Origin of the sequence: Helicobacter aurati, from assembly GCF_003364265.1 — a bacterium.
GTDB classification, from domain to species: domain Bacteria; phylum Campylobacterota; class Campylobacteria; order Campylobacterales; family Helicobacteraceae; genus Helicobacter_A; species Helicobacter_A aurati.
The window spans coordinates 233403-255252 of the sequence record NZ_NXLW01000001.1 but is presented as its reverse complement, the minus strand read 5'-3'; the positions used below and the strand labels follow the sequence as shown (position 1 = coordinate 255252).

General features: G+C 33.9%; 26 protein-coding genes and 1 tRNA gene. 15 read left to right on the top strand and 12 right to left on the bottom strand.

The genetic code is table 11. The annotated features are described in order from the left end of the window. Window positions 1-9 precede the first annotated feature (9 nt). The 4 genes from CQA66_RS01110 to CQA66_RS01095 are packed head-to-tail and all read left to right on the top strand — an operon-like array spanning window position 10 to window position 2587. Window positions 10-471, top strand: a complete 462-nt coding sequence (locus CQA66_RS01110) for a 23S rRNA (pseudouridine(1915)-N(3))-methyltransferase RlmH (protein WP_233707686.1) — start codon at window positions 10-12, stop codon at window positions 469-471. A gap of 47 nt (window positions 472-518) precedes the next feature. Continuing rightward, the gene (locus tag CQA66_RS01105) at window positions 519-893 is read left to right on the top strand and encodes a TraR/DksA C4-type zinc finger protein (RefSeq protein WP_104762645.1); all 375 of its coding nucleotides are present in this window, start codon (window positions 519-521) and stop codon (window positions 891-893) included. Next, window positions 883-2031: a hypothetical protein gene (locus CQA66_RS01100; RefSeq protein ID WP_104762644.1), complete on the top strand. Its 1149-nt coding sequence runs from the start codon at window positions 883-885 to the stop codon at window positions 2029-2031. The genes CQA66_RS01105 and CQA66_RS01100 overlap by 11 nt, the downstream gene beginning before the upstream one ends. Beyond that, a complete protein-coding gene (locus tag CQA66_RS01095) occupies window positions 2006-2587 on the top strand; it encodes a phosphatase PAP2 family protein (RefSeq protein WP_104762643.1) in 582 nt (193 codons plus the stop codon). The genes CQA66_RS01100 and CQA66_RS01095 overlap by 26 nt, the downstream gene beginning before the upstream one ends. A gap of 111 nt (window positions 2588-2698) precedes the next feature. Here the strand turns inward: CQA66_RS01095 and tpx are convergent, their stop codons facing one another. The 4 genes from tpx to rsmD all read right to left on the bottom strand — a co-directional run bounded on the left by tpx (window position 2699) and on the right by rsmD (window position 5145). Then, window positions 2699-3193, bottom strand: coding sequence for a thiol peroxidase (gene tpx, locus CQA66_RS01090; protein ID WP_104762642.1), 495 nt, complete (start codon window positions 3191-3193; stop codon window positions 2699-2701). Window positions 3194-3311: 118 nt separating this feature from the next. Further along, window positions 3312-3752: a flagellar basal body-associated FliL family protein gene (locus tag CQA66_RS01085; RefSeq protein ID WP_104762641.1), complete on the bottom strand. Its 441-nt coding sequence runs from the start codon at window positions 3750-3752 to the stop codon at window positions 3312-3314. Window positions 3753-3860: 108 nt separating this feature from the next. Further along, on the bottom strand, window positions 3861-4415 hold the full coding sequence (locus CQA66_RS01080) for a flagellar basal body-associated FliL family protein (protein ID WP_115582523.1): 555 nt from the start codon (window positions 4413-4415) through the stop codon (window positions 3861-3863). A 16-nt stretch (window positions 4416-4431) separates the two neighbouring features. Then, window positions 4432-5145 carry a 16S rRNA (guanine(966)-N(2))-methyltransferase RsmD gene (gene rsmD, locus CQA66_RS01075; RefSeq protein ID WP_104762640.1) on the bottom strand — a complete coding sequence of 238 codons (714 nt, stop codon included), beginning with the start codon at window positions 5143-5145 and terminating at the stop codon, window positions 4432-4434. Window positions 5146-5264: 119 nt separating this feature from the next. Here rsmD and trpA point away from each other — a divergent pair, with 119 nt between their 5' ends. The 5 genes from trpA (at window position 5265) to CQA66_RS01050 (ending at window position 8557) form a co-directional block, all read left to right on the top strand. Then, on the top strand, window positions 5265-6029 hold the full coding sequence (trpA, locus tag CQA66_RS01070; RefSeq protein ID WP_104762639.1) for a tryptophan synthase subunit alpha: 765 nt from the start codon (window positions 5265-5267) through the stop codon (window positions 6027-6029). Window positions 6030-6091: 62 nt separating this feature from the next. Then, window positions 6092-7276: a trans-sulfuration enzyme family protein gene (locus CQA66_RS01065; protein WP_104762638.1), complete on the top strand. Its 1185-nt coding sequence runs from the start codon at window positions 6092-6094 to the stop codon at window positions 7274-7276. Window positions 7277-7311: 35 nt separating this feature from the next. Continuing rightward, window positions 7312-7686, top strand: a complete 375-nt coding sequence (locus tag CQA66_RS01060; RefSeq protein ID WP_147289190.1) for a hypothetical protein — start codon at window positions 7312-7314, stop codon at window positions 7684-7686. Window positions 7687-7695: 9 nt separating this feature from the next. Beyond that, window positions 7696-8094, top strand: a complete 399-nt coding sequence (locus tag CQA66_RS01055) for a hypothetical protein (protein ID WP_147289189.1) — start codon at window positions 7696-7698, stop codon at window positions 8092-8094. A gap of 61 nt (window positions 8095-8155) precedes the next feature. Further along, on the top strand, window positions 8156-8557 hold the full coding sequence (locus CQA66_RS01050; protein WP_104762635.1) for a DUF1104 domain-containing protein: 402 nt from the start codon (window positions 8156-8158) through the stop codon (window positions 8555-8557). A gap of 29 nt (window positions 8558-8586) precedes the next feature. On the opposite strand, the gene folE is transcribed toward CQA66_RS01050, so the two are convergent. Further along, window positions 8587-9153: a GTP cyclohydrolase I FolE gene (folE, locus tag CQA66_RS01045; protein ID WP_104762634.1), complete on the bottom strand. Its 567-nt coding sequence runs from the start codon at window positions 9151-9153 to the stop codon at window positions 8587-8589. A 227-nt stretch (window positions 9154-9380) separates the two neighbouring features. On the opposite strand from folE, the gene CQA66_RS01040 reads away from it, so the two are divergent. After that, entirely contained in the window at window positions 9381-10424 is a 1044-nt protein-coding gene (locus tag CQA66_RS01040; protein WP_104762633.1) for a D-alanine--D-alanine ligase, read from the top strand. 553 nt (window positions 10425-10977) lie between these two features. Here CQA66_RS01040 and CQA66_RS01035 read toward each other — a convergent pair. From CQA66_RS01035 to CQA66_RS01015, 5 genes are all read right to left on the bottom strand, one after another. Further along, window positions 10978-11805 carry a carbonic anhydrase family protein gene (locus CQA66_RS01035; protein ID WP_104762632.1) on the bottom strand — a complete coding sequence of 276 codons (828 nt, stop codon included), beginning with the start codon at window positions 11803-11805 and terminating at the stop codon, window positions 10978-10980. Next, entirely contained in the window at window positions 11792-12772 is a 981-nt protein-coding gene (locus tag CQA66_RS01030; protein WP_104762631.1) for an NAD(P)H-dependent glycerol-3-phosphate dehydrogenase, read from the bottom strand. Before CQA66_RS01030 ends, CQA66_RS01035 begins: the two co-directional genes overlap by 14 nt. A gap of 1 nt (window position 12773) precedes the next feature. Then, a complete protein-coding gene (locus CQA66_RS01025) occupies window positions 12774-13073 on the bottom strand; it encodes a hypothetical protein (protein WP_104762630.1) in 300 nt (99 codons plus the stop codon). 184 nt (window positions 13074-13257) lie between these two features. Next, entirely contained in the window at window positions 13258-13704 is a 447-nt protein-coding gene (locus CQA66_RS01020; RefSeq protein ID WP_104762629.1) for a Dps family protein, read from the bottom strand. A 33-nt stretch (window positions 13705-13737) separates the two neighbouring features. After that, a complete protein-coding gene (locus CQA66_RS01015; RefSeq protein WP_104762628.1) occupies window positions 13738-14958 on the bottom strand; it encodes a 1-deoxy-D-xylulose-5-phosphate reductoisomerase in 1221 nt (406 codons plus the stop codon). A 126-nt stretch (window positions 14959-15084) separates the two neighbouring features. Here CQA66_RS01015 and CQA66_RS01010 point away from each other — a divergent pair, with 126 nt between their 5' ends. After that, on the top strand, window positions 15085-15447 hold the full coding sequence (locus CQA66_RS01010; RefSeq protein ID WP_104762627.1) for a Fur family transcriptional regulator: 363 nt from the start codon (window positions 15085-15087) through the stop codon (window positions 15445-15447). 91 nt (window positions 15448-15538) lie between these two features. On the opposite strand, the gene CQA66_RS01005 is transcribed toward CQA66_RS01010, so the two are convergent. Continuing rightward, a tRNA-Met gene (locus CQA66_RS01005) sits at window positions 15539-15616 on the bottom strand. Window positions 15617-15732: 116 nt separating this feature from the next. Then, window positions 15733-16860 (bottom strand): FtsW/RodA/SpoVE family cell cycle protein, encoded by a 1128-nt coding sequence (locus CQA66_RS01000; protein WP_104762626.1) that lies wholly within the window; start codon window positions 16858-16860, stop codon window positions 15733-15735. Window positions 16861-16998: 138 nt separating this feature from the next. Between CQA66_RS01000 and topA the strand changes: the two genes are divergently transcribed. The 4 genes from topA (at window position 16999) to CQA66_RS00980 (ending at window position 21846) form a co-directional block, all read left to right on the top strand. Further along, window positions 16999-19287, top strand: a complete 2289-nt coding sequence (gene topA / locus CQA66_RS00995; RefSeq protein WP_104762625.1) for a type I DNA topoisomerase — start codon at window positions 16999-17001, stop codon at window positions 19285-19287. Window positions 19288-19475: 188 nt separating this feature from the next. Further along, entirely contained in the window at window positions 19476-19868 is a 393-nt protein-coding gene (gene panD, locus CQA66_RS00990; protein WP_104762672.1) for an aspartate 1-decarboxylase, read from the top strand. Window positions 19869-19887: 19 nt separating this feature from the next. Further along, window positions 19888-20193, top strand: coding sequence for a YbaB/EbfC family nucleoid-associated protein (locus CQA66_RS00985; protein WP_104762624.1), 306 nt, complete (start codon window positions 19888-19890; stop codon window positions 20191-20193). Between the two features lie 6 nt (window positions 20194-20199). Beyond that, window positions 20200-21846 carry a PDZ domain-containing protein gene (locus CQA66_RS00980; RefSeq protein ID WP_233707683.1) on the top strand — a complete coding sequence of 549 codons (1647 nt, stop codon included), beginning with the start codon at window positions 20200-20202 and terminating at the stop codon, window positions 21844-21846. Window positions 21847-21850 lie beyond the last annotated feature (4 nt).

Below are 21850 nucleotides of genomic sequence, written 5' to 3'. Positions count from 1 at the left end.
GAAGAAAAAATGTCAGGAGATATACAACATTATCTTAAAATGTGCAAGCAATTTGGCGTTAATATTGTAGTATCTTACATTTTTAATAAAGATATTCAATACGCGCACAAATATGATTCGCTGCAACAAAAGAAAGCTTCGAAGCATTGCAACACAATACAAAATGATAATTTATCTTCTAAACTTGCTTATAGTAAGGCATTGGAATCTTATCTTGATTCGCAGAGTATTCTTTTAGATGAAAATGGCAAACATTATTCTTCGCTTGGCTTTTCTGAATTATTGGGGCATTTTCTTTTTTCTCAACCGTCTCGTTCTATGCAACATAAGACTCTTGCTTCTTTGCATAATGGAGTGAAATTTTTTATCGCAGGAGCTTTTGGATTCCATTCTTCTCTTCTATCGCAATATCATACACTAAGTTTAAGCACATTAACATTTAGTCACAAAATTGCTAAAATCGTGCTTTGAGTTTATTAAACAATCACCCCTATCATAAATAAACAGAAAGGACAAAAATGAAAGATGAAGATATATTAGAGTTGAAATATGTATTGGAGAATCGCTTGAAATATTTGGAGAGTATGAGTATAGCATTGGAGACGGATCTTAAAGAAATGGCATCATTAAAGTTAAATGAAAATACAGATATAATTTCTACGCAATCACAATTACGTTTTGATGATTCTATGCTGGAAAGATATCAAAAAGAAATAACCGAAATCACCCATTCGTTATCCAAGTTTGCAACAAATGAATATGGGATTTGTGAAATGTGTGAGGATGACATAGGTATTGAAAGATTGCATGCCAAACCACATGCTAAATATTGCATTAATTGTCGTGAGGTCTATGAAAAAAAAGAAAGACAGAAGGAAAAATATGAAAGTTAGATATTTTTTAAGTATTGTGATTCTATATATTGCCGTTGTAGTGGGATATATATTTTATTTGGTACCGGGTGAATATACACTGACAAATCAACACCTTATTACTTTTTCATTTACTTTGCCTATTGCTCTTTGGTTCTGCGTGAGTTTGGTTGGGTTGTTGCTTATTACAGGGTTGTATCTCCTTTGTACTTGGTTTGTTGCTATCTATAAAAAAGTTCTTTTTGGTCGTGATATTAACAAACTTATTGTGCAAATTAGAGAAATGGCATTAGGTGAAATTCCCAAGCAAAGGGTATTCGTGATACCAGATATTAAGCAAATTTCTGATATATTAAAAAGATTCTACTTTATTCCCAACCTAAATTCTAAGGATACACAAGATGTCAAATTAGACACAATGTTTGTAGGTTTTCAGCAGATAGCAGATGGTACAGAGTCTAAGAATCTCAAATTGCACACTGCAAATCCGCTTTATTTTCAAAACCTTAAAAACTCTATGAGTCATGATGCACAAAGATCTTTGGAGATTCTTGCAATGGATATTCATGACAAGCCTAATGGACATGAGTTTTATGATAATTTATGTGCGCAAGATATTTACAATCTTGCTTGGGATAATATTTTAGAAAGTAAAAGTAGCAAGATTCTCAAAAAAGCCTTACAGCTGTCTACTATGCGACTTTCTGCCGCTATTGTAAAAAAAATCTGTCTTTTGCGAATACAAGAAGAAAACAATTTGAATTCTGAAGAAATTATTCGTCTTTGCAAAATGACTAACTTAAACGAAAGAGAATATTTGGATATTGTTATTTCACTCTGTCATTATGTCAATTCGGGCAATATTTCTTTTTGGCTTGATGTGTTTGATAAACTTTCTAAAGAAATAGAAAGGAGTGTGTTCGCTTATTTTTATTTATTGCTTGAAGTTGGTAAAACCAATGAAGCGTTAGATTTAAAGAAACAATATCCGAAAAATGATTATCTTCCTGTTTCAGCATTTATTGCGTTGAGAGATAAAGGATACCCTCTGCTAGTGTTTTTTGATCCATTGTTGTATCGTGCGAATAAACCTACAACTCCTTTGCCTAAGCAACAGAATCTGCACATTGATTATGAGATTCCCCATCACAGTGAATGAATGGGGTGTTGCTAGTAAAATGATAAAGCTCTTTGTTGTATTTATAGGATTATTTTTTGGTATTGATACCTTTTCTAGTATGCACAATGGGTTTGAAGCTTATGGTGATGTTATGCAGTTTTTTACAGCATTTCTAGCATTGTTTTTGATTCTTTATAAAGAATATATCGCAACCGCACAATTATTACTTAGTGCATTTATTGCGCTAGGGGTTATGTATGTTTCTAAAATGTTTTTTGTTTATATTGCTGCAAATAATCAAGTGGAATTAGCTCGAATCTCACAGAGACCCAATCAAGGAAGTTTTGACGGATTTCCTAGTGGGCACTCAACAGGGAGTTTTGTTGCAGCTGGATTCATTTGCAAAAAATACGGATTTAAAATTGGAATATTTGCAATTATTGCAGCTGGTTTAGTGGGAATTTCCCGAGTGTATGCTGATAAGCATACAATAATACAAGTTATTTGCGGATCATTGCTTGGATTCTTTGTTTCTTATATGCTAACGGATTCGAAAATATCTATTAAGCTATTTAGTAAAATTTTGAAGTCTTAACAAATAATAATATTCAGAAATTATAAGCAAATTACAAATTACAAACACTTGATTCTTTGACTTAATGCCATAAAAAAGCGTCAATAATTCTGATTTTATGGCATTGCATAATTATTTAATAATCGATAATGCTTTATCGTAATCTGGCTCACTTGTGATTTCATCACAGATTTCTTGGTAAATAATCTTACCTTCTTGATTAATAACAAGAACGGCTCGAGTGAGCAATCCTTGTAATGGACTATCTTGAAGCAATAATCCGTAGACTTTACCAAAGAGTTTATCCCTAAAATCGCTTAGTGCACTAACATCTTTGATTCCTTCTGCGCCACAGAATCTACTTAACGCGAAAGGTAAGTCTGCAGAGATACAGTACACTTTAGTATTGGCTAATGAGCTTGCTTTTTGGTTAAAAACACGTGCTTGTGTTTGACATACACCTGTATCGATACTAGGCATGGTGCTAATTATTTGATAAACGTTGCTTGCACCGCCTACTGTTATCTCACTCAAATCATTAGCGACAAGGGTAACAATCGGCGCATTTTGTCCTAATGCTAACGGTTTCCCATAGAGTTTTACCTGTGTTCCTTTAAAAGTTGGCATGGATTTTTCCTTGACTAAGTATTGTGCTTTATTATAACAAGCCTCTAAAGTGAGTTGTATAATATTGCTTTCTGGATTCTAGCTAAATAAGATTAATTGTTGAGATATTTGTTATGAGTTAAAATTGCACAACTAAATCACCAAAAGCTGCACCTTGTATTTGTCCAGTAGTGAGGATAGCGTTAATGCCTGCAACAATGGCATCAATTACTTCCTTGCGACCTGAAGAGCTTTGCATGGTTGTCGCTTCAAATCCGTTAACTGTGGCAACAATAATAGATCGAATGATGTCTATTTTGGCTTCTATTTCTTTTTCTATGTTTTTTTCATCAAAGAGAAGTGTTACTTTAAATTTTGTAAACCCCCCTGATTTTATATCGTCTGGTGTGGTTAACTTTAAATTGGTAGTAAATTCTTTTTCTATGAGGTATCTTTGTTTGGCATTTTTGTATACCCCATAGTATGAACTCATATCATTGGCATAGCTTGCTATGCTTAATAATCCTAATACTATAAAAAAGCTTATTGTTTTTATAAGAACTTTTCTTAGCAAGAACATGTTTATCCTTTTTGAAAAACTCAATTGTTTGTTATTTTGCTTACTATATTGGCAATGTACCTTATGAAAAAATCAAGAATTAATTTATTTGTCAATCAGCAATATTATCTATGGTTGAATCATAAAATCTGGGAGTACTACAGCTTCAACTCGACCATCAACAAGAATACTATTAACGCTATTTTTAATATCTGATTGTAGTTTTTGCCTGCCTTGTGCGGGCATAATATCTGCAGCAGTGAACTTACTTGTTTCGTCTAGCACGATTTGAGAAATAATTTCTTGTTTCGCTCCAATCTCTTTGCTGGTATTTTTGTCAGATAATATAAAAGTAACATTAAACTTCGCGAATCCTCCCCTAGGCGATGATTGATCAAGAGGTTTGAGATTCACTAGAATAGTTTTTTCCAAAGGTTGTATTGCAACTGGATTTCTGTATGCTTCATTTTGTAACAATGCTTGTTGTTCAGGAGTGAGACTTTGCCCAGTCGGAGCAGGAATATCTGCAGCATGGGAATCATGCCCGTCTTCATCTCCTCCACCAAAAACTAACCATGCAATAATGCCTCCCAGTAAGAGAACAGCCACAATGGCACCGATTATAATAAATAATGTAGCCTTGCCTTTCTTTGGTTCTGTTGCGGGTTTTTCTTCTTCTGCCATGCTTTGCTCCTTAAAGTTAATGTTGAAAATAGGCTAAGGTGGTTTTACCAAACTTAGACATTTTAGTAAGATGAAAATCCCCTATTTGTTTGTAAAGGGGATAACTAGTCATTGATTCTATAATTATCAAATGAATTTTTTGTAAAAGAGAACTGCTAAAAGTTTGTATGAAGTCTTGGATTTTCCTATAAATATCTTGAGATGTAGATATGCTTGTATTGCATTCTTCGTTAGGAAGATGATTCGGGAATGGGGGATCCAAATACATAATGATTTGTTGTGCTGATTTTTTTGAATCTTCTAAGATATGCGGGGATTCAAAAAAATCAGCACAGTGCGATTCTATTTGTTGTTCGGTGTAATCGTTATATATATATTTATCTTCGTAGAAAGCACTTGTTTTTTTGCATTTGTCTTGAAAAATTTGGAGATTCTTTTGAAGATTGCTATATGCTTTTTTGTCTTTTTCAAAAAATAAAGCTTTATTAGCACCTCTAGATATTGCTTCAAAACCCATTTGTCCACTTCCAGCGAAACATTCAACAAAAAGACATAGGGGTATGATTCCCTGTGTTGAATCAAAAAATGATTTTTTAACTAATGCTTTTGTTGGTCTAGTGGTCGCGTTGGAATGCAAAGAGAGCTTTACGCCCTTGTATCTTCCTCCTACAATAGCAAAAGAAGATTGAATCTGCTTCTTTTTTTGTGTAGACGTTGTGGTAAAACTCATAGTCAAATCTCGTAATCTAAATCCAAATAATAGTATTATAGCTAAAAATTCTAAAATATAGTATAATCCACTAGCTATATATTTTTCAGGATTTATTTTGTAATGGAAGGTTTAAATATATGCAAAAATTAGAACTCATGGGACATATTGTTGCTGGTTATCCTGATATAAAAACTTGTTTATGTGCAGGTACAGGCATTTGCAGAGGCGGTGCAAATTTCCTTGAAGTGCAATTCCCTTTCTCTGATGGTAATGCCGATGGCGTCCTTATTCAAGAGGCAAGTGATTATAGCATTAAGCACCATTTTCAGCCTAAAGATGGCTTTCTCATTATTAAAACTCTTGTGAAAAATACGTCGAAGCATGTTCTTGCTATGACGTATGCGAATATTATTTTTCAGTATGGAATATCAGAATTTGTAAAAGAATTGAAAGAGTGTGGTGCTTATGGCTTGATTGTTCCAGATTTTTGTTTTGATCAGGACGATTTTGGATTGCGTCAAATATGCTTGCAAGAAGGGATTTATTTCATTGAGTTGATTACTCCACTTACTCCATCAAGACGAATAAAGAGCATTGCCAAATATACCCGTTCGCCTTTTATTTATGCCGTTGCAAGAAATGGTATTACTGGTAATCAAACGACAATAAGTGAGGAATTGTTACATTATATACACGAGGCAAATGAGATTTGTCTTTCAGAATCCAAGCATATTATGATAGGCTTTGGCATCAATGATTCTAGTCAGTTGCAAATGTTAGCGGGCAAGGTGTATGGCGTGGTTGCAGGAAGTTATTTTGTCCGAGTTATTAATGAAAATTTAGATTCTAGTGATTTGGTTTCTACATTGCAGGAGGCAACGCAGAAACTACTTGATTACTGAATCTTTAAAAAACAATTTTATTATTGTTTTATTATTGTTAGATATTATGTTAAGGAAATTGTATGCAGTTTAAACCAAAGTTTGACACACATTTTGAGACAAACGCAATTCATGTTGATGAGAAGCCCGATATTAGCGGACACATTAGTGCCGATGTTGTTGCGCCCATACACTTTAGCAGTACTTTTGCTAAACCAGATTATGAAAGCACGTGTTTGGGGCATGGATATTCAAGACTTTCAAACCCTACGCGTGAAGTTATGGAATCTAAGCTTGCGAGTCTCGAGAACGCTAAACATGCGATATGCTATGCAAGTGGACAGGCAGCAGAAGTCGCAGTTGTATTGAGTTATCTCAAAGCAGGGGATTGTATCCTGTGTTTTGATGATATTTATGGTGGAACTCGGAGACTACTTTCACAGGTTTTTGATAGTTTTGGAATCACTACACGTTTTGTTGATATGCGTGATATTGCCAGCCTTGAGCAATACTATAATCCATCTGTTAAAATGATTTGGGCAGAGACACCAACCAATCCTTTTTTGACTCTCTGTGATATACAAGCTTTAGCAGATTTCGCTAAGAAACATAAAATTCTTAGTGTTATCGATAATACTTTTGCTACGCCCTATATTCAAAAACCGCTTGATTTGGGCATTGATATTGTTGCGCATAGCATGACAAAATATATTAACGGACATAGTGATAGTATTGCAGGAGCAGTATGCGTTAATGAAGAGACGTTATATGAGAAGTTACGTTTTGTAAGTAATTCCACAGGTATGGTTCTTTCTCCTATGGATTCTTATCTTAACTTACGTGGAATAAAAACTCTTGGGCTACGTATGCAAAAACATTGTGATAATGCCCTCGAAATTGCGCATTTTTTGGAATCTCATTCAAAAGTAGAAAAGGTGCTTTACCCAGGTCTTAAGAGTTTTCCACAATATGAATTAGCAAAGAGGCAAATGCAACATGGCTTTGGTGGAGTTGTGGCCGTATATATTAAAGCTAATTATGAACAAATGAAGACTTTTGCTAAACATTTAGAGTTATTCACTCTTGCAGAAAGTTTAGGCGGAGTGGAAAGTCTCTATGGTGCCCCCTATTATATGAGTCATGGAAGCGTTGCTGCTGAAGTGAAGAAGCAAATGAATATTACACAGAATCTTTTACGGTTAAGTGTAGGACTTGAGAATGCGGAGGATTTGAAAAGAGCACTTGCTAACGCCCTACAATCATTTTAATAGATTCTATTCTGCTTCAATAAAGAGAAACAATTTTGAAAATGTTTGTATTTTTGCTCTCATTTTTTGTTCCAATGGTTTTTTTATCTGCTTGTACTACGAAAGAAGTTATTGCCTTAGGAAGTATAGGTTTCTATAAGCCCATGTCTATTTCCCAAGAGCTGCCTAAGAAACCGCGCCATGAAATTGCAAGACTATGCAAGTATTTCTCGATTTTTACACGACAAAGAAATTACGACTTTCTTACTTTAGAGAATCTCCTAAAAGTTGCTAGACAAAACAGCAACAAAAATGTCTTTCATAACGTAGTGATTTGGCAAAGAAGTTGGAGTATTGCTCATATTTATGGACAGACATGTTTATTGTTAGGGGAGTTGAGGGCAGAATCTATTGAGGGCAAAAACCACTAAGATAAGAACATGGCAAGATATTTTTCCTCGTTAGTTTGGTGCTGCATGATGATAAGCTCTCTATTTTTTATTGGGTGTTATCAACCAATTGTTGGGTTTAGTAGTGTTGGATTACCTTTAAAATATGACTGTGATAACCAAGAGTCTGATAAAGAACTTTTGACGGATTCAAAAAAGCCTTTATTTTGCAATAGAGATTCTACGATAGAATCTAAACAAGAGTATCCTATGATTTTTTATAAAGAGTGCAGTAAAAGCGGTGCAACATGGCTTTATGAATGTCAAAAAATAGGATTAGAGTCTATTTATGAAGCTTTTAAGTTAGAACTTCCAGATACGACCACATTGCCACGAGTTCTGATGTTTTTTGATCCTAAAGGTACTTTTATACGTTTTGAAGTTTTTTAAGTTCCAATTATGATAAGAGCAAAAATTTTTAGTGTTTGAGAAATATTTTAAGGATTGTAGAATGACAAGAAAACAACAAATTATACAAATTTTATTTGCAGGATTGTTATATACACTATTTATGACAAATAGCTATGGTATTGATTTTAGCAAGAAAAACAATCAAGAGCTGATTAAAGAGGCTGGAACAATGATAGGCAATGATGCTGTGGAATTTGCACTTGAAATTAAAAAACGAGCGAATGCAATGCAAGAAAAAGCAAGAAAAGATTTTATTGAGAAACTAGAGAGAAGCTACAAAGAAAATACAAAAAACATGAAGCTAGATGATTTAAAAAGATATGAAAAAGAAATACTCCAAGGTATTAAAACGAAAGTCGGTACAATGAGTGATAAAGCTAAACAGCAATATGGAATCACGAAAGAGTGGTTAGAGAATTTTTATGAGACATTACGTGAGTGATAAGGTAGGGAATTAATTCTATAATGTGCTTATTTGATAAGTTGCATAAATTCCATTCTTGTGCGAGAATCTTTTTTAAAGAGTCCCCTTACAGCAGAAGTAATAACACGTGCTTTTTGTTTCTCTACTCCTCTCATTGCCATACATAAATGTAGTGCTTCGCATACTACCATTGTGCCTTTGGGCTTGAGTACTTGCATAATCGTATCGGCGATTTGTGTTGTTAGATTCTCTTGAATCTGCAATCTTCTTGCAAAAACTTCTACAAGCTCTGATATATTTGATAAGCCGACCACCTTTTTATCTGGGATATATCCGATAGAAATTTCTCCGAAGAAAGGCAAAAAATGATGCTCACACATAGAATAAAATTCTATATGTTTAACAATTACCATTTCATCACAAGCACCTTCACTAAAGAGAGAATCCAATATATCGTTAGGGTTTTTTGCATAACCGCTATATAAAAACGCATTACTTTCTATAAGTCGTCTGCTAGTTTCCTTTAATCCTTCACGTTGGGGATTTTCCCCAATAGATTGAAAGAAAAAATCTAAATATTGCGAGAGAATTTGCTCTGGTTTTTTGTCTGCCATTAACTATCCTTTGATATAGAATCTCTTTTGAAATGCAATTGAGATATTGCCTCTTGTCATTTAGAGAAAGAATATTACTGCATTAATAGCCTTTTGAAGATCCAAAAGACTAATTCATTCTTGTTGCAATACCGTCATTGTTCTCCATTTACTGCGTAAGGTGTTTTAAGCAAAGTATTTTTCATTGTATAGTACAATACTGAATAATTTTTCAAAAAGGAAATGTATTGAGAATAAGTATGATATTTGGAGGTATGAGTTATGAGCATGAGATTAGCGTTGTTAGCGCAATAGCTTTATCTCAAAAACTAGAGACAAAAATTAAATATTATATTTTTTTAGATTCTACCCACAATTTTTATTTGATTGAACTCAATGATATGCGATCGAAATATTTTAGTTCGGGCGCGTATTCTAAGGCTCAGCCTTTAGAAATTGGTAAAAATGGATTCTATATCAAAGGCATGTTAGGCAAGAAAAAGTTGCTTGATATTGGCATATTGCTTAATCTCATACATGGCGCAGATGGAGAAGATGGTGTGCTGTCTGGGGTGTTTGAGTTTTTTCGAATCCCTTTTATCGGTCCAAGTCTTGAAGCAAGTGTTTTAAGCTACAACAAGCATTTTACAAAGCTTTATGCAAACAGACAGGGTATATCTACCCTCCCTTTTATCCTACATAAAAGAGGTGAGAGTTTGCCTGATATTCAAGAATTTCCTGTAATTATCAAACCTGTTCGTTTGGGTAGTTCCATCGGCATAAGTGTTGTGGAAGATGTCAAAAATTTAGAATATGCTTTAGATGTAGCCTATGAGTTTGATAATGAAGTGATTATTGAATCCTTTATAAGAGGGATTAAAGAATACAATATTGCTGGGGCGAAAATTGACAATCAATTTGTTTTGTCTGTTATCGAAGAACCTACCAAAAAGGATTTATTGGATTTTAATGATAAATATCTTGATTTTTCACGTACAGAAAAAATTGTGAGTGCTCAAATATCGCAAAATTTGCAGCACGATATAAAAAGTGCTTTTCAGAAAATTTATTCTAGCGTCTTTGATGGGGCACTTATACGTTGCGATTTCTTTGTATGCAATGACAAGCTGTACCTTAATGAGATAAACCCTGTACCCGGAAGCATGGCAAACTATCTCTTTGAGGATTTTTGGTCTGTTATAGAAAGACTCTCTGGCTCGTTGCCTATAAGACAAAGTATTGCAACGAATTATCATTATATAGACAAGATTCATCAAGCAAAAGGCAAATAAGCCTCTAAGCCGAAAAACATTAATTGATTAATAAATTTCTCTTTTTAGAATCAAATACCAATAAGGAGAGTTTCACGTTATTAGATTTTCTATTAAGCTCTTCTTACAGCCGAAAATTTATGGGTGAGGCATTCAGCGATTCGTTTATTGTTGTTGGCGCAATGTAATTTCCTCCTTAGTTTTGTGGTTTGTAGAATCTTTACCCTTTGTTTCAATTACTTATGCTCCAATGAAAATACGGACTTTCGTAAAACACCAAAGAATTAGCCCGTCAATGTATCGTTAGTGAAATATGGTTACATGCTAATTCTACATTGATTATGTGCTATGACGGTTTTTATCTGACTCTGGAATCATGATACTCAATAGAGCAATAAAAGACATGGGTAGATTCCAATTCAAAATTAATAAAGTATGGGAAAGGATTAGCTATGAGCAATGCAGTCTTCTACACGGTTTGTTTGCTGATTTTAATTGTTGCGATTCGATAGTCTTAGATTCAACGAAATAAATTTAGATAGTTTGATCACAGTAGGTAAAACGCAAGATGATATTATTCTGTAATCAAGCGATTGGCAAGGTTTTGTAGATGCCTAGCATTTGGTTTTGTAATATTTTGCATAGCGTCAACTTGACTTCTTGTTGCGCTCATAGTGTGTTTAAGTACAATCCATCGGATGTTTTGTGTACAAGGAGGGGTAGTAAGAGAACCATCAAATTGATAAGATTGCAAATTTTTTGGCAGTAATTGATTAATATCAATGTTACTTAGAAAATAGGCTTTACCAGATTGTTTAGGGAGATTTTTAGTCAATATCTCGAGTAGAGGGTTAGATCGACCTTCTACAAATAAAACAGACATTATAAGTTTATTTCCTTTAGAATCTTCATGAAAGAATTGTGCCTCCATAATCGCTTGCAAAGAATCAATAGTATTTTCGGCTGGAGTTTTGAATCGAATAAACTGCAATTGATATTTTTTATTATTAACTAATGCAATATTATTTGGAGGATAGGTGATTTGAAAGCTATATTGTTCTAGGCTAAAATTAATACCCTTGGCAGGTAAATAATGCAATGTTATGCTATTGTGGGATGATTTAACATGCTTTGAAACAATATTAATGGGAGATTGTTGGTTACCTTCCTGACAGCCTAAGTATAAGAGGTTGTTTCCCCATTTTTCTTGCGGTAGTTTGTCTGTATATCCCCAATCGACCGTTTTTGTTTGGGCGAATCCGCAACAATAAAAAAAAACAATGAATAAATAAAAAAGGTTATGTTTTTTACAAAAGATTCTATTATGTGATATTGGCATGGATTCTTTAGAATCTATTAATGGCAATAAAAGATATTTTCTTATAGTTTTAGAGAACACCATTGTTGTTTCCTTGACTTCGTAGTAGATTGATTAAGCTTGTGCGAACTTCCCCACCTTCCAATATGGCTTGTACTTCATTGGCAATTGGAGTGTAAATATTATGTTTAGAGCTAATTTGAGTAATAGATTTTGCGCTATATACTCCTTCAGCCACTCCGCCTAGTTCTTCTAGAATGTCAGAAATCTTTTTTCCTGCTGCAAGTGCTAGACCTACGCGATAATTACGGGACATTGTAGAATTAGATGTGAGGAATAAATCACCACTTCCAGAGAGTCCCAAAAATGTTTCTTGTTTGGCATTGAAAAATAGCCCAAAACGTGTCATTTCAACAAGTCCACGCGACAAAAGTGAAGCTTTGGCATTATTGCCTAGTTGTAAGCCGTCACAGATTCCACCAGCAATTGCAATGACGTTTTTATAAGCACCTGCAATTTCAGCACCTATAATATCATTTTGTATATAAATCTTTATAAAATCAGGAAAACAAGTCGCATATTGTTCAGCAAGAGTAGTATTGTGTGAATGGATAACTAGTGCGCAAGGCAACCCTGCTTCTACTTCTTTTGCAAAGCTTGGTCCAGCAAGATAGCATAAATTTTCTTTTAAAAAATACTCTTCTAAAATATCACTTACAAAAGCACCACTTTCACGTTCTATTCCTTTGCTCGCAGCCAGAATTTGTACTTTATGTTTAAGGCTATGTAAAAGTGTGTCGTTATGCAGAAACTCACGCAAAAATGCACTTGCGATAGCAATAATACATAGGGGATTATTTGCCTCATGATACACATTTAGCAGGTCACGATATTGAAGCTGTAGAGGAAAATGCTTAGGAGTGTGGGTACTTGCATAATTTTGCAAATTAAGATTTCTTCGGGATAAAATGAATACCCTGTTTTTTAATGAAAGACAAGAGGCTAAAGCCATCCCCCAAGCACCACCGCCAAAAATAAAAATGTCGCGCATGTTAATAACTTAATTCCATGAGCAAATGTTTATTTTTGATAGATTCGAGATTGCGATGTAATCTTTCCTTTTCTTCATGCAAAAGCTCCTTTTCTGCTTGTAGTTTGGCAATATCTCGACTAATGTAATAAATATTATTAGAGACATAGATTTTAGGAACAAAGATGCTTAAAATAAGTCCTAATAATAAAAAAGCAATAAGCAAATTAAATTTACCTAATCCTTCGCCCTCCGAAAGAGGGTATCCAATAAGATCTTCTTTCTCATCATTGGAAATACGAGTAAAATTTAAATTATTCATTGTATCTCCTGTATTAACTCTCATTGTTTTATTTATTGTAAGAGTTGTATTCCCTTAAGTCTTTACAACATTCGTAGTTTTCGTTCTTGGTGTGTATAGTCGGCTCTTTTTAATTTATCACTAGCAAGTAAGAATGATTAAGTATCAATTGATTTGACTGACAAGATTCACAATGTCTGCTTTGTTAGGCTAATTGTGCATTCAACATCCATACCGACTTTTCTAAGAAAGAAATTTGAGAATCTGCATAGGCTTGCGTAGCAATGTCTTGAGTTGCATTCGCTATTTCAGAGAGTTTTCTAAAGGTTTCTAAAAAATATTGATAATCTGCTAGGATATTCTTCATTACTGATTCTGATCGAAAAGAGGTATTAGAATCCTCTTTAATTTGCGCGGTTTTAAGAATCTCTGTCAAAGTTACAAGCGGCGTATCCCCCAATTGAGCAATTCGTTCAGCTAAATCATCAAAGATATTTGAGAAAATAGTGTAAATTTCCTCCGTTACTTTGTGTGTTTGTGGAAAATCTTTGCCTTTTACGTTCCAATGAAAGTTGTGGACTTTCATAAAAAATACTAAAGAATCAGCCTGCAATTGTTTTAAAATTGCGACTTGTTTTGCATTTGTGCTCATTGTTGCGACTACCTTATGTTAATATTGTAAATATTAACATATTTTTGAATCTTTATAGCTATTTTTCAATAAAAAATATACGAATGCTGTTGTTTCTTCCCTTAGCTTGTGTATTTCTTCAAGCCTGCTGATAGGCATTTTTATGCGTGTGAAATAGTCCAATGTTTGTGAAATAATTTCATTAAAAGCATTGAAAGGTATTTGTTCTTGAAGGAAAAGATTCTGTAGTATTTCATTGCTCGCATTAAGGACAATTCCTAGATTCGGATTCTCAAGTAGCAAGTCTTTATAACGCCATAAGGGATAACGATTAGTGTCAATATCTTGAAAGCGGATTTTTGTGAAATCTTTTGCTTGTAGCTTTTGTATATGAAAATTATTTTTTGCTTGTAAATAGTCCATTCCATAGGCTATTGGCAAACACATGTCATTGTGGCTAGTAAGCGCGCAAAATATTCCATTTGGATATTCTATGAGTGCATGCACAAGAGAACTCCTTTCAATCATAGCATGGATGTTAGTTGTATTAAATAGCCAATAGGTTTCGAGAGTTTCATAAAGTTTATTAATGAAAGTGGCAGAATCTATTGTAATTTTCTTTCCCATATTCCATGTGGGATGTTTAAGGACGTCTTGCAATGTTGCATATTTAATTTGTTCTATAGGCATATCTCGTAAAGCACCGCCAGATGCGGTTATATAGAGAGTATAAGCGGATTCTTTGGTCAGAGATTGTTCTGTAAGAAGATACCATAAACTAAAATGCTCGCTATCTATTGGGAAAATTTTATCAAGTATATTTGCTTTGGCATTTGGTATAGGTGTTATGTGATTATTTGTAGTATTAGTTTTTGCCTTATTTTGTTTTTGTATTATTTCTTGTATTAATGCTCCAGCAACTACTAAGGATTCTTTATTAGCAAGTATAAGCTTCTTGTTGAGATGCAGGGCTTTGAGGCTAAAAGGTAATCCAGCAAAGCCAACTACGGCATTTAAGACACGTTGCGATTGGCATTTTTCAAGCATTGTACAAATTTGCTCATTACCAGTATAAACATGAGAATCTCTAGCTTGTAGGAATTGAAGAGCATTTGAATCGTAGATTCCTACAAATTTTGGAGAAAATTCCTTAATTTGTTCATTTAACAATAAAGCGTTGCTACCACATACTAAAGCTTCGACTTTTATATTGAATTGTTTAGCAATTTTTAGTGCGTTAATGCCTATACTGCCTGTGCTTCCTAATATAATCACAATATCCCTTTAAATCAAATCTCATTGATAGTTGTAATAGTAAATTTGTTATAATAATTGTAAATTTACACGGTAGCATAATTTTATCAAAATCCCAATGACTTTTTATTCAAAGGAGAGTGAATCATGGACTGCATTACAATACTCAAAGAGCATAATATAGCGATTACAGAATTAAGACTTGATATGCTAGATATTCTGATCTCTGCAACAAAACCGGTAAGTTTTGAAGATTTTGATTTTCATGCCAATAAGACAACCTTTTATCGCAATATGGAATTATTTGAAAAAGAGGGCATAGTTACTAAGACGGAAATTCACAGGAAATTTTTCTATGAGTTAGCAGAGAGAACAAAAGCACATTTTGTTTGCGATGTGTGCCATAAAATTACGGACTTTATCATGCCAGAAGTGAATGACAAGGAATCGACAGGTAGAATTAAAAGTGTGTTAGCAAAAGGTATTTGTCAAGATTGTGATATACAATAAACACTGGGGATAAACAATCTATTATAAAATTAATTAGGGAATGTGTAAAAATATTTGCAGATTCATGAGTGATTTGAATGTAATGTTGCATTGGTGTCAAGGGGGGGACTTGAACCCCCGACCTCCGGCTTATGAGACCAGCGCTCTAAACCAGCTGAGCTACCCTGACCTATGGTTTTTACTAAAGTTGAAAATTAGGATTATAGCAAAACATCATAATTAAAGTCAATAATTAAAATAAGTTTATGGGATTTAAGGAGTCAATATTTGCTTTTATTTGGGCAATTACTTGGACTTGGAGAATACGTTGTATTTTTTATGAGATTTGTTGTGATTAGCATGGGAGCTAAAACGAAAAGTGATAGCATGTTCAAATATTGCTATTAGAATAATAAAAGTAACAAAACTACTTCCACCGTAACTAAGAAGAGGCAGTGGTATTCCGACTACCGGAGCTAGTTCTATTGTCATTGCGATGTTAACAGTAGTATAAATAAAAAATAGCATCGCAAGAGAACTAGCAATGACCTTTAGGAAGTAGTCTTTAGAATCTAAAAAACAACAAGAGAGTAAATGCAGTACTATAAATCCGTATAAGCTAAGTAATATACACGAACCTAAGAATCCGAATCTTTCTGCGAAGTGCGCAAAAATAAAATCGCTTGTTGCAACAGGCAGGAACTTCAAAGTAGCTTGGGTGCTTTCTGTCTTAGATTTTCCTGTAATCCCACCACTTCCTACGGCGATAATGCTTTGTTGCACCTGCGAACTTGTATTGCCGCTTACTAGATTCATGATTCTAGTGATTTGATAGGGTTTTAAAATAAATTTGAAAGCAACTGGAGAAAAGAGCAGTATAAAGACTATGCAGCTTATCCATATCTTTTTATGCACACCAACTATAAAGAGCGTTCCATAGCCCATAAATAACACAATGATAGCACTGCCCAAATCAGGCTCAATAAGAATAAAAATAAAAGGAAGTAAAATAAAAGTGCTTATTTTACAAAACTCTATCCATCCGTAGCCCTCAGGGGGCGGTGGGTTATTTTTAACATAATGGGCAAGAAATAAAACAATAGCGATTTTTGCGGGCTCACTAGGTTGCAGTGAGAATCCACCAATATTAATCCAACGTTTTGCCCCGAGGTTAGTAGTTCCTGCAAACTCTACTACTAAAAGTAGAAAGATGCAAATCCAATAGAATGCTGTAGTTCCTTTATCGGTATAACGAAAGGGGATGAAAAATACAAAAAAGAATATAAAAATACTTAAAAAACAATAGCTCATTTGTTTGACAAGAAGAAATTGTGATGTTTCGTTTAAAAGAAAGGAGCTTGTGCAAATGATGGGCAGGATAAGTAGGATAAGAGTATAGTCAAAGTGCATGCTAAATCTGGAGCCAAAAAGCAAAATATAATCCTTGGTTTTTCATTATTATATATTATAGTCTAAATATATCGATTCGATTAAAGCTAGTAAAGAATTCTATGCTAGAATTTTTGGTTTTTCAAATTATTTATGCTTGAGAGTTAAAGATAAAGGGGCATTATGGCAGCTAAGACCGTTAAAAAGCAATCTAGCAAACGAGGGGTAAATTCTAATCGTGTAGGCAATAAAAATCTTATCATTGTGGAATCTCCTGCAAAAGCGCGTACTATAAAGAACTTTTTAGGTAATGAATATGAAGTTATTGCTTCAAAAGGGCATATACGTGATTTGCCCAAACATCGGTTTGGAATTACTATTAAGGATAAACATTTTATTCCCACCTATGATATAGCAAACGATCATGTTGAAATTGTTAAAAAGATTCAAGAATTGCATCATAGTGCTAATGCGACCTATATTGCAACTGACGAAGATAGAGAGGGAGAGGCGATTGGGTATCATATTGTAGAGGCATTAAATGGTAAAATAGAGGATTTTCCTCGCATTGTCTTTCATGAAATTACTAAAAAAGCAATTACGTATTCTTTAGAGAATCCAAGAGTCATCGACATGAATCGTGTGCATGCCCAACAAGCAAGAAGGCTATTAGATAGAATTGTTGGGTTTAAATTAAGTGGACTTTTATCACAGAAAATCAGCAAAGGTTTAAGTGCTGGTAGAGTGCAATCAAGTGCTTTAAAAATATTAGTCGATAGGGAAAGAGAAATTCGTGAATTTATCCCACAGGATTATTTTCTTATTGAAGCTAAAAATTACCAAAAAAACACATTAACTATTAGCGACTTAGAAGATAAAGAACAAATTGTTTTTGATTTGGTTAAATTTGGAGAGAAGAAAATAGAAAAACTAAGTTTGCAAGATAGCGATGAGGTGCAACGTATTATGGAATCTTTGCAGGAAGAAAATAGTACAACAGGGTTTCTTATCCAGAATATAGCCAAAAGAGAACGCACTACTAAAAGCCCTCCGCCATTTATGACTTCTACTTTACAGCAAGCGAGTTCGAATCTTTTAGGTTTTTCTCCTACACGTACAATGCGTATTGCGCAAAGTCTATATGAAGGAGTGAAGACAAATCACGGTTTGGTGGGTATTATCACCTATATGAGAACGGATAGCCTTAATATTGCGGAAGAAGCAATAGAGAATGCTAGGGAATTTATTGTTGTAAATTTTGGTAAAGAGTACTTACCTACCGCAAAAAAGACTTATGTAACACAGCAAAAAGGCGCGCAGGAAGCCCATGAAGCAATTCGACCAACAAACTTAGAATTTACTCCAGAAATCGCAAAAGATTATCTTAGTGTAGATGAGTTGAAGCTCTATACACTTATTTTTCACCGTTTTATTGCTTCACAAATGAAAAATGCAGTTTTTGAGAGCGTTAACGTAAGTGTTGTAGGGAAACAGTGTGAATTTAAAATCTCTGGAAGAAGACTGATTTTTGATGGATTCTATAGAATCATGGGTAATGCCGATAAAGATAAATTACTTCCAGATTTTCAGCAATATGCAAAGATGACATTTGATGAGATTCTTGCTGTTAAGAAAACTACTGAACCACCAAGTCATTATTCAGAGGCAGGTCTTATCAAAGTTCTTGAAGGTTTAGGAATAGGCAGACCTAGTACTTATGCTCCTACTATGAAGTTGCTTGTCGATAGGAATTATGTTACTTTAGAAAATAAGCATTTAGTCGTTCAGGATATTGCATTTACAGTAATTTCCATGTTGGAATCTTATTTTCAAGAGGTTGTTGATAGCGGATTCAGTGCGGGGCTCGAGACAAAACTTGATGATATTGCAACAAATAAGTTGGAATGGGAAAATGTATTATGGGACTTTTATGAACCCTTTATGGAAAAAATTACTCAAGGCAAGGCTAATATTCAGTCACAAAAGATTACTGTCCCAACTGGCGAGAATTGTCCGGAATGCGGGAGTGAACTTGTTATAAGAAATGGAAAATATGGAGAATTTATTGCTTGCTCTAATTATCCTAAATGCCGATATATTAAAAAAGATAAAGAAGATGAGACGAGCGATGAGAAGTGTGAGAAATGCGGATCCTCTATGCAAATTAAAGTTGGCAAGACAGGTAGATTCCTTGCTTGTAGTGCTTATCCTAAATGTAAGAATACTAAGTCCCTACAAAAACCACAGTCGCTTGATATAGTTTGCCCAAAATGCGGGGGTGATATAATCCTTAGATATTCTAAGCGAGGTAGTTTTTATGGTTGCTCTAATTATCCTAAGTGTACGCTTATTTTTAATAATCAACCTACAAATGAGAAGTGTGAAAAATGCGGTGGCATTTTGTGTATTCATAAAACAAAGGAACATGTAAAAATTTGTGCGGAATGTAAAAATAGTATAAGTTCAGAGTAAAGTGTGTTAAAATATTACCTTTTATTTATCTCGACTTGTGCAAATATTCATATTTAGTTGAAGGAAATATAATGGCACAACAAAAAACAAAAAATAAGCAAGTATCGTCTTCTCAAGCGTCAAATACTCATACATCTGATAAAGTAGTTTTACGTGCAAATAATAAGATTACAAAATATCAAAAAGGTATTCGAGCAGACTTTTTGTATGCAAAGATTCATCGAGCGACAGTAACAGATTCTAATCTTAATTATATTGGTTCTATCAGTTTAGATTCTCGATTAATGAAAGCATCCGGAATATTAGAGGGAATGAAAGTTGAAATTGTTAACATTAATAATGGTGAAAGGTTTTCTACTTATGCCATTGAGGCAAATTCTTGTTCTAAAAAATCTAAAAATACACAAGAAGAACAGATGGCAACCGTTTGCCTTAACGGTGCGGCTGCGAGAAAGGTGCAACAAGGCGACATAATTATTATCCTTGCCTATGCAAATGTTAAATTAAAATATGCAAAGAAAATAAAACCAAAGATAGTTTTTGTCGACTCTTGTAATATGATTACGACAACACAAGAATAAATTTCTAAGGAGTAAGTTTATGTTTGACCCCAAAGATTTGCAAAATCTCTTAGGTACAATGCAAGAGCAAGTTCAAGAAATGGAACAAAAGGCAGAAAAAAAGGTTATCCAGACAAAAAGTGGTGGTGGTTTGGTAGATGTGAAGTTTAATGGTAAGGGTGAGTTGATAGATATTTATATTGATGACGAGATATTGCAAGATAAACAGGCATTGCAACTCCTTCTTATTAGTGCAATTAATGAGGGATATAAACAAATTGAGAATGAAAAAAAGGATGGTATTATAGAACAAGTTAAAAATCTTAACTTATTTAACTATAAGTGAGATTCCATGAGAAAAATATCTTCTATCATAGCTACATGGTTATTTCGAAGTATACGCGCATTGAATCTGCAAAAAAAACTTATTCTTTCTTGTGTGGTTGTTTTGCAGATTCATGCTAATGAGCTTGAAAATAAATTCAATGAAATGACAGATAAGATTCCATCGACTGTTAGAAATTCTGAAGAAAATATTGTCAACTCTCAGGATATTCAAGTAAGAGAAAAAGATGGTGTTTTACAGAGCAATGAGCAGGAAGTTATTGATCTTTTTGATAAAGATTCTATCGAAGAGAAAATAGATTATAGTTATTGTGCAAATTACTATAGGCAGGCTAGCATTTACTTGGGAGATGGAATTTATGCTATTGCATTAAAAAACGGTGCAATTATTGGGTATAGCCCTACAAAACCTAGAAGTAAAAGAGTCCAAAGATACGATAAATTTAGCGGTTTGTTTTTAGTTGGTAATTCTTCTACAAAAATGTCCTATGAAATATCTGATATTGATGAGTATGCGTTAAGCAAAGAACTTGCAAGCGCAGGCATAAAAGGAGCAGTGCCCGGTAAATTTCAAAAGCATCAAAGCGGTTTTTTACAATATGCTGAATTTTCAGCACCGACACAAAGGAATGGTGTTATTAGCAATATTTGCTATAAAATTTATGGTTTAAGTGTTGGCGGGAATGGCTTTATCGAGAAAAGATATATCGAGAGATTTTTAAGCCAACAGACACCTTATTATGGTGATTTGGGAGTACGATTTGAGGTGCTTGATTCTGAAAGTGCCACATTTGGAGTAAAATTTGCCGATCCGTTTTTCCCTAACAACCCCTTTAAAAGAGGTGATATTCTTGTATCTATCAATGATGTAGCACCAAAAAATTGGGGAGATTTAGAATTAATGGTGGCAGATTTGCCTTTTGGCGAGGAAGCAATTGTAAAAATCAGAAGAAATGAAGAGGAGGGAATCCGTACTTTTCGCGTAAAGGTTGGTAAAAGATTCGGAGGCATGTTACTGCCTGATAGTTTTTTAGAACGTTTTAATTTAATCATTTCTAATGATTTTATTGTGCAGAAAGCACCCTCTAGCGGTCCTTTTTCTAAATTAAGAAAAGGCGATAAGATACTTTTTATTAATAATATTGATATGCGCCAATTTCATGTGAAGAGCACTAGAGAACGTAATCAACTTCTTCAAGAGCTTTTTACAAAGATTCAGAGCCACCAAGTTGATGCTATCGCATTATTACAAGATGAAGAAAAACGAAAGCAATATGCAAAAATTATTAATAAAGATATTTTAGCGCAATTTCAAAATAAAGATGTTGCTACTAGGTATGACAGCTTCTATCGTAAAATGAGTGAAAATATGGAGGATTTTATTAATCCAGAAACAAGCCGTAAAGATAAAATCCCTACTTCTAATGCAATAGATGATATTGATTTAGAATCTTTTAGAGGTGATGAGATATTGCGTGATTCTGGGACAAAAAGTATGCGTACAATTTATGATTCCTATGATATAGAGGGTAACCTACAACCAACAAATAAAAAGGACACTATAAAAGAATATGATATGCTAACACAACATGGTTTGGGTATGAATTTTTTAATTGATAGGAAAGGGTTCCAGTTTAGAGTTCCTTTAGAGTAGTGAT

Coding starts and splice junctions, on each gene's coding strand:
- CQA66_RS01110 (WP_233707686.1), top strand. CDS start 10: ATGTCAGGAGATATACAACATTATCTTAAAATGTGCAAGCAATTTGGC.
- CQA66_RS01105 (WP_104762645.1), top strand. CDS start 519: ATGAAAGATGAAGATATATTAGAGTTGAAATATGTATTGGAGAATCGC.
- CQA66_RS01100 (WP_104762644.1), top strand. CDS start 883: ATGAAAGTTAGATATTTTTTAAGTATTGTGATTCTATATATTGCCGTT.
- CQA66_RS01095 (WP_104762643.1), top strand. CDS start 2,006: ATGAGATTCCCCATCACAGTGAATGAATGGGGTGTTGCTAGTAAAATG.
- tpx (WP_104762642.1), bottom strand. CDS start 3,193: ATGCCAACTTTTAAAGGAACACAGGTAAAACTCTATGGGAAACCGTTA.
- CQA66_RS01085 (WP_104762641.1), bottom strand. CDS start 3,752: ATGTTCTTGCTAAGAAAAGTTCTTATAAAAACAATAAGCTTTTTTATA.
- CQA66_RS01080 (WP_115582523.1), bottom strand. CDS start 4,415: ATGGCAGAAGAAGAAAAACCCGCAACAGAACCAAAGAAAGGCAAGGCT.
- rsmD (WP_104762640.1), bottom strand. CDS start 5,145: ATGAGTTTTACCACAACGTCTACACAAAAAAAGAAGCAGATTCAATCT.
- trpA (WP_104762639.1), top strand. CDS start 5,265: ATGCAAAAATTAGAACTCATGGGACATATTGTTGCTGGTTATCCTGAT.
- CQA66_RS01065 (WP_104762638.1), top strand. CDS start 6,092: ATGCAGTTTAAACCAAAGTTTGACACACATTTTGAGACAAACGCAATT.
- CQA66_RS01055 (WP_147289189.1), top strand. CDS start 7,696: ATGGCAAGATATTTTTCCTCGTTAGTTTGGTGCTGCATGATGATAAGC.
- CQA66_RS01050 (WP_104762635.1), top strand. CDS start 8,156: ATGACAAGAAAACAACAAATTATACAAATTTTATTTGCAGGATTGTTA.
- folE (WP_104762634.1), bottom strand. CDS start 9,153: ATGGCAGACAAAAAACCAGAGCAAATTCTCTCGCAATATTTAGATTTT.
- CQA66_RS01035 (WP_104762632.1), bottom strand. CDS start 11,805: ATGGTGTTCTCTAAAACTATAAGAAAATATCTTTTATTGCCATTAATA.
- CQA66_RS01030 (WP_104762631.1), bottom strand. CDS start 12,772: ATGCGCGACATTTTTATTTTTGGCGGTGGTGCTTGGGGGATGGCTTTA.
- CQA66_RS01025 (WP_104762630.1), bottom strand. CDS start 13,073: ATGAATAATTTAAATTTTACTCGTATTTCCAATGATGAGAAAGAAGAT.
- CQA66_RS01020 (WP_104762629.1), bottom strand. CDS start 13,704: ATGAGCACAAATGCAAAACAAGTCGCAATTTTAAAACAATTGCAGGCT.
- CQA66_RS01010 (WP_104762627.1), top strand. CDS start 15,085: ATGGACTGCATTACAATACTCAAAGAGCATAATATAGCGATTACAGAA.
- topA (WP_104762625.1), top strand. CDS start 16,999: ATGGCAGCTAAGACCGTTAAAAAGCAATCTAGCAAACGAGGGGTAAAT.
- CQA66_RS00985 (WP_104762624.1), top strand. CDS start 19,888: ATGTTTGACCCCAAAGATTTGCAAAATCTCTTAGGTACAATGCAAGAG.
- CQA66_RS00980 (WP_233707683.1), top strand. CDS start 20,200: ATGAGAAAAATATCTTCTATCATAGCTACATGGTTATTTCGAAGTATA.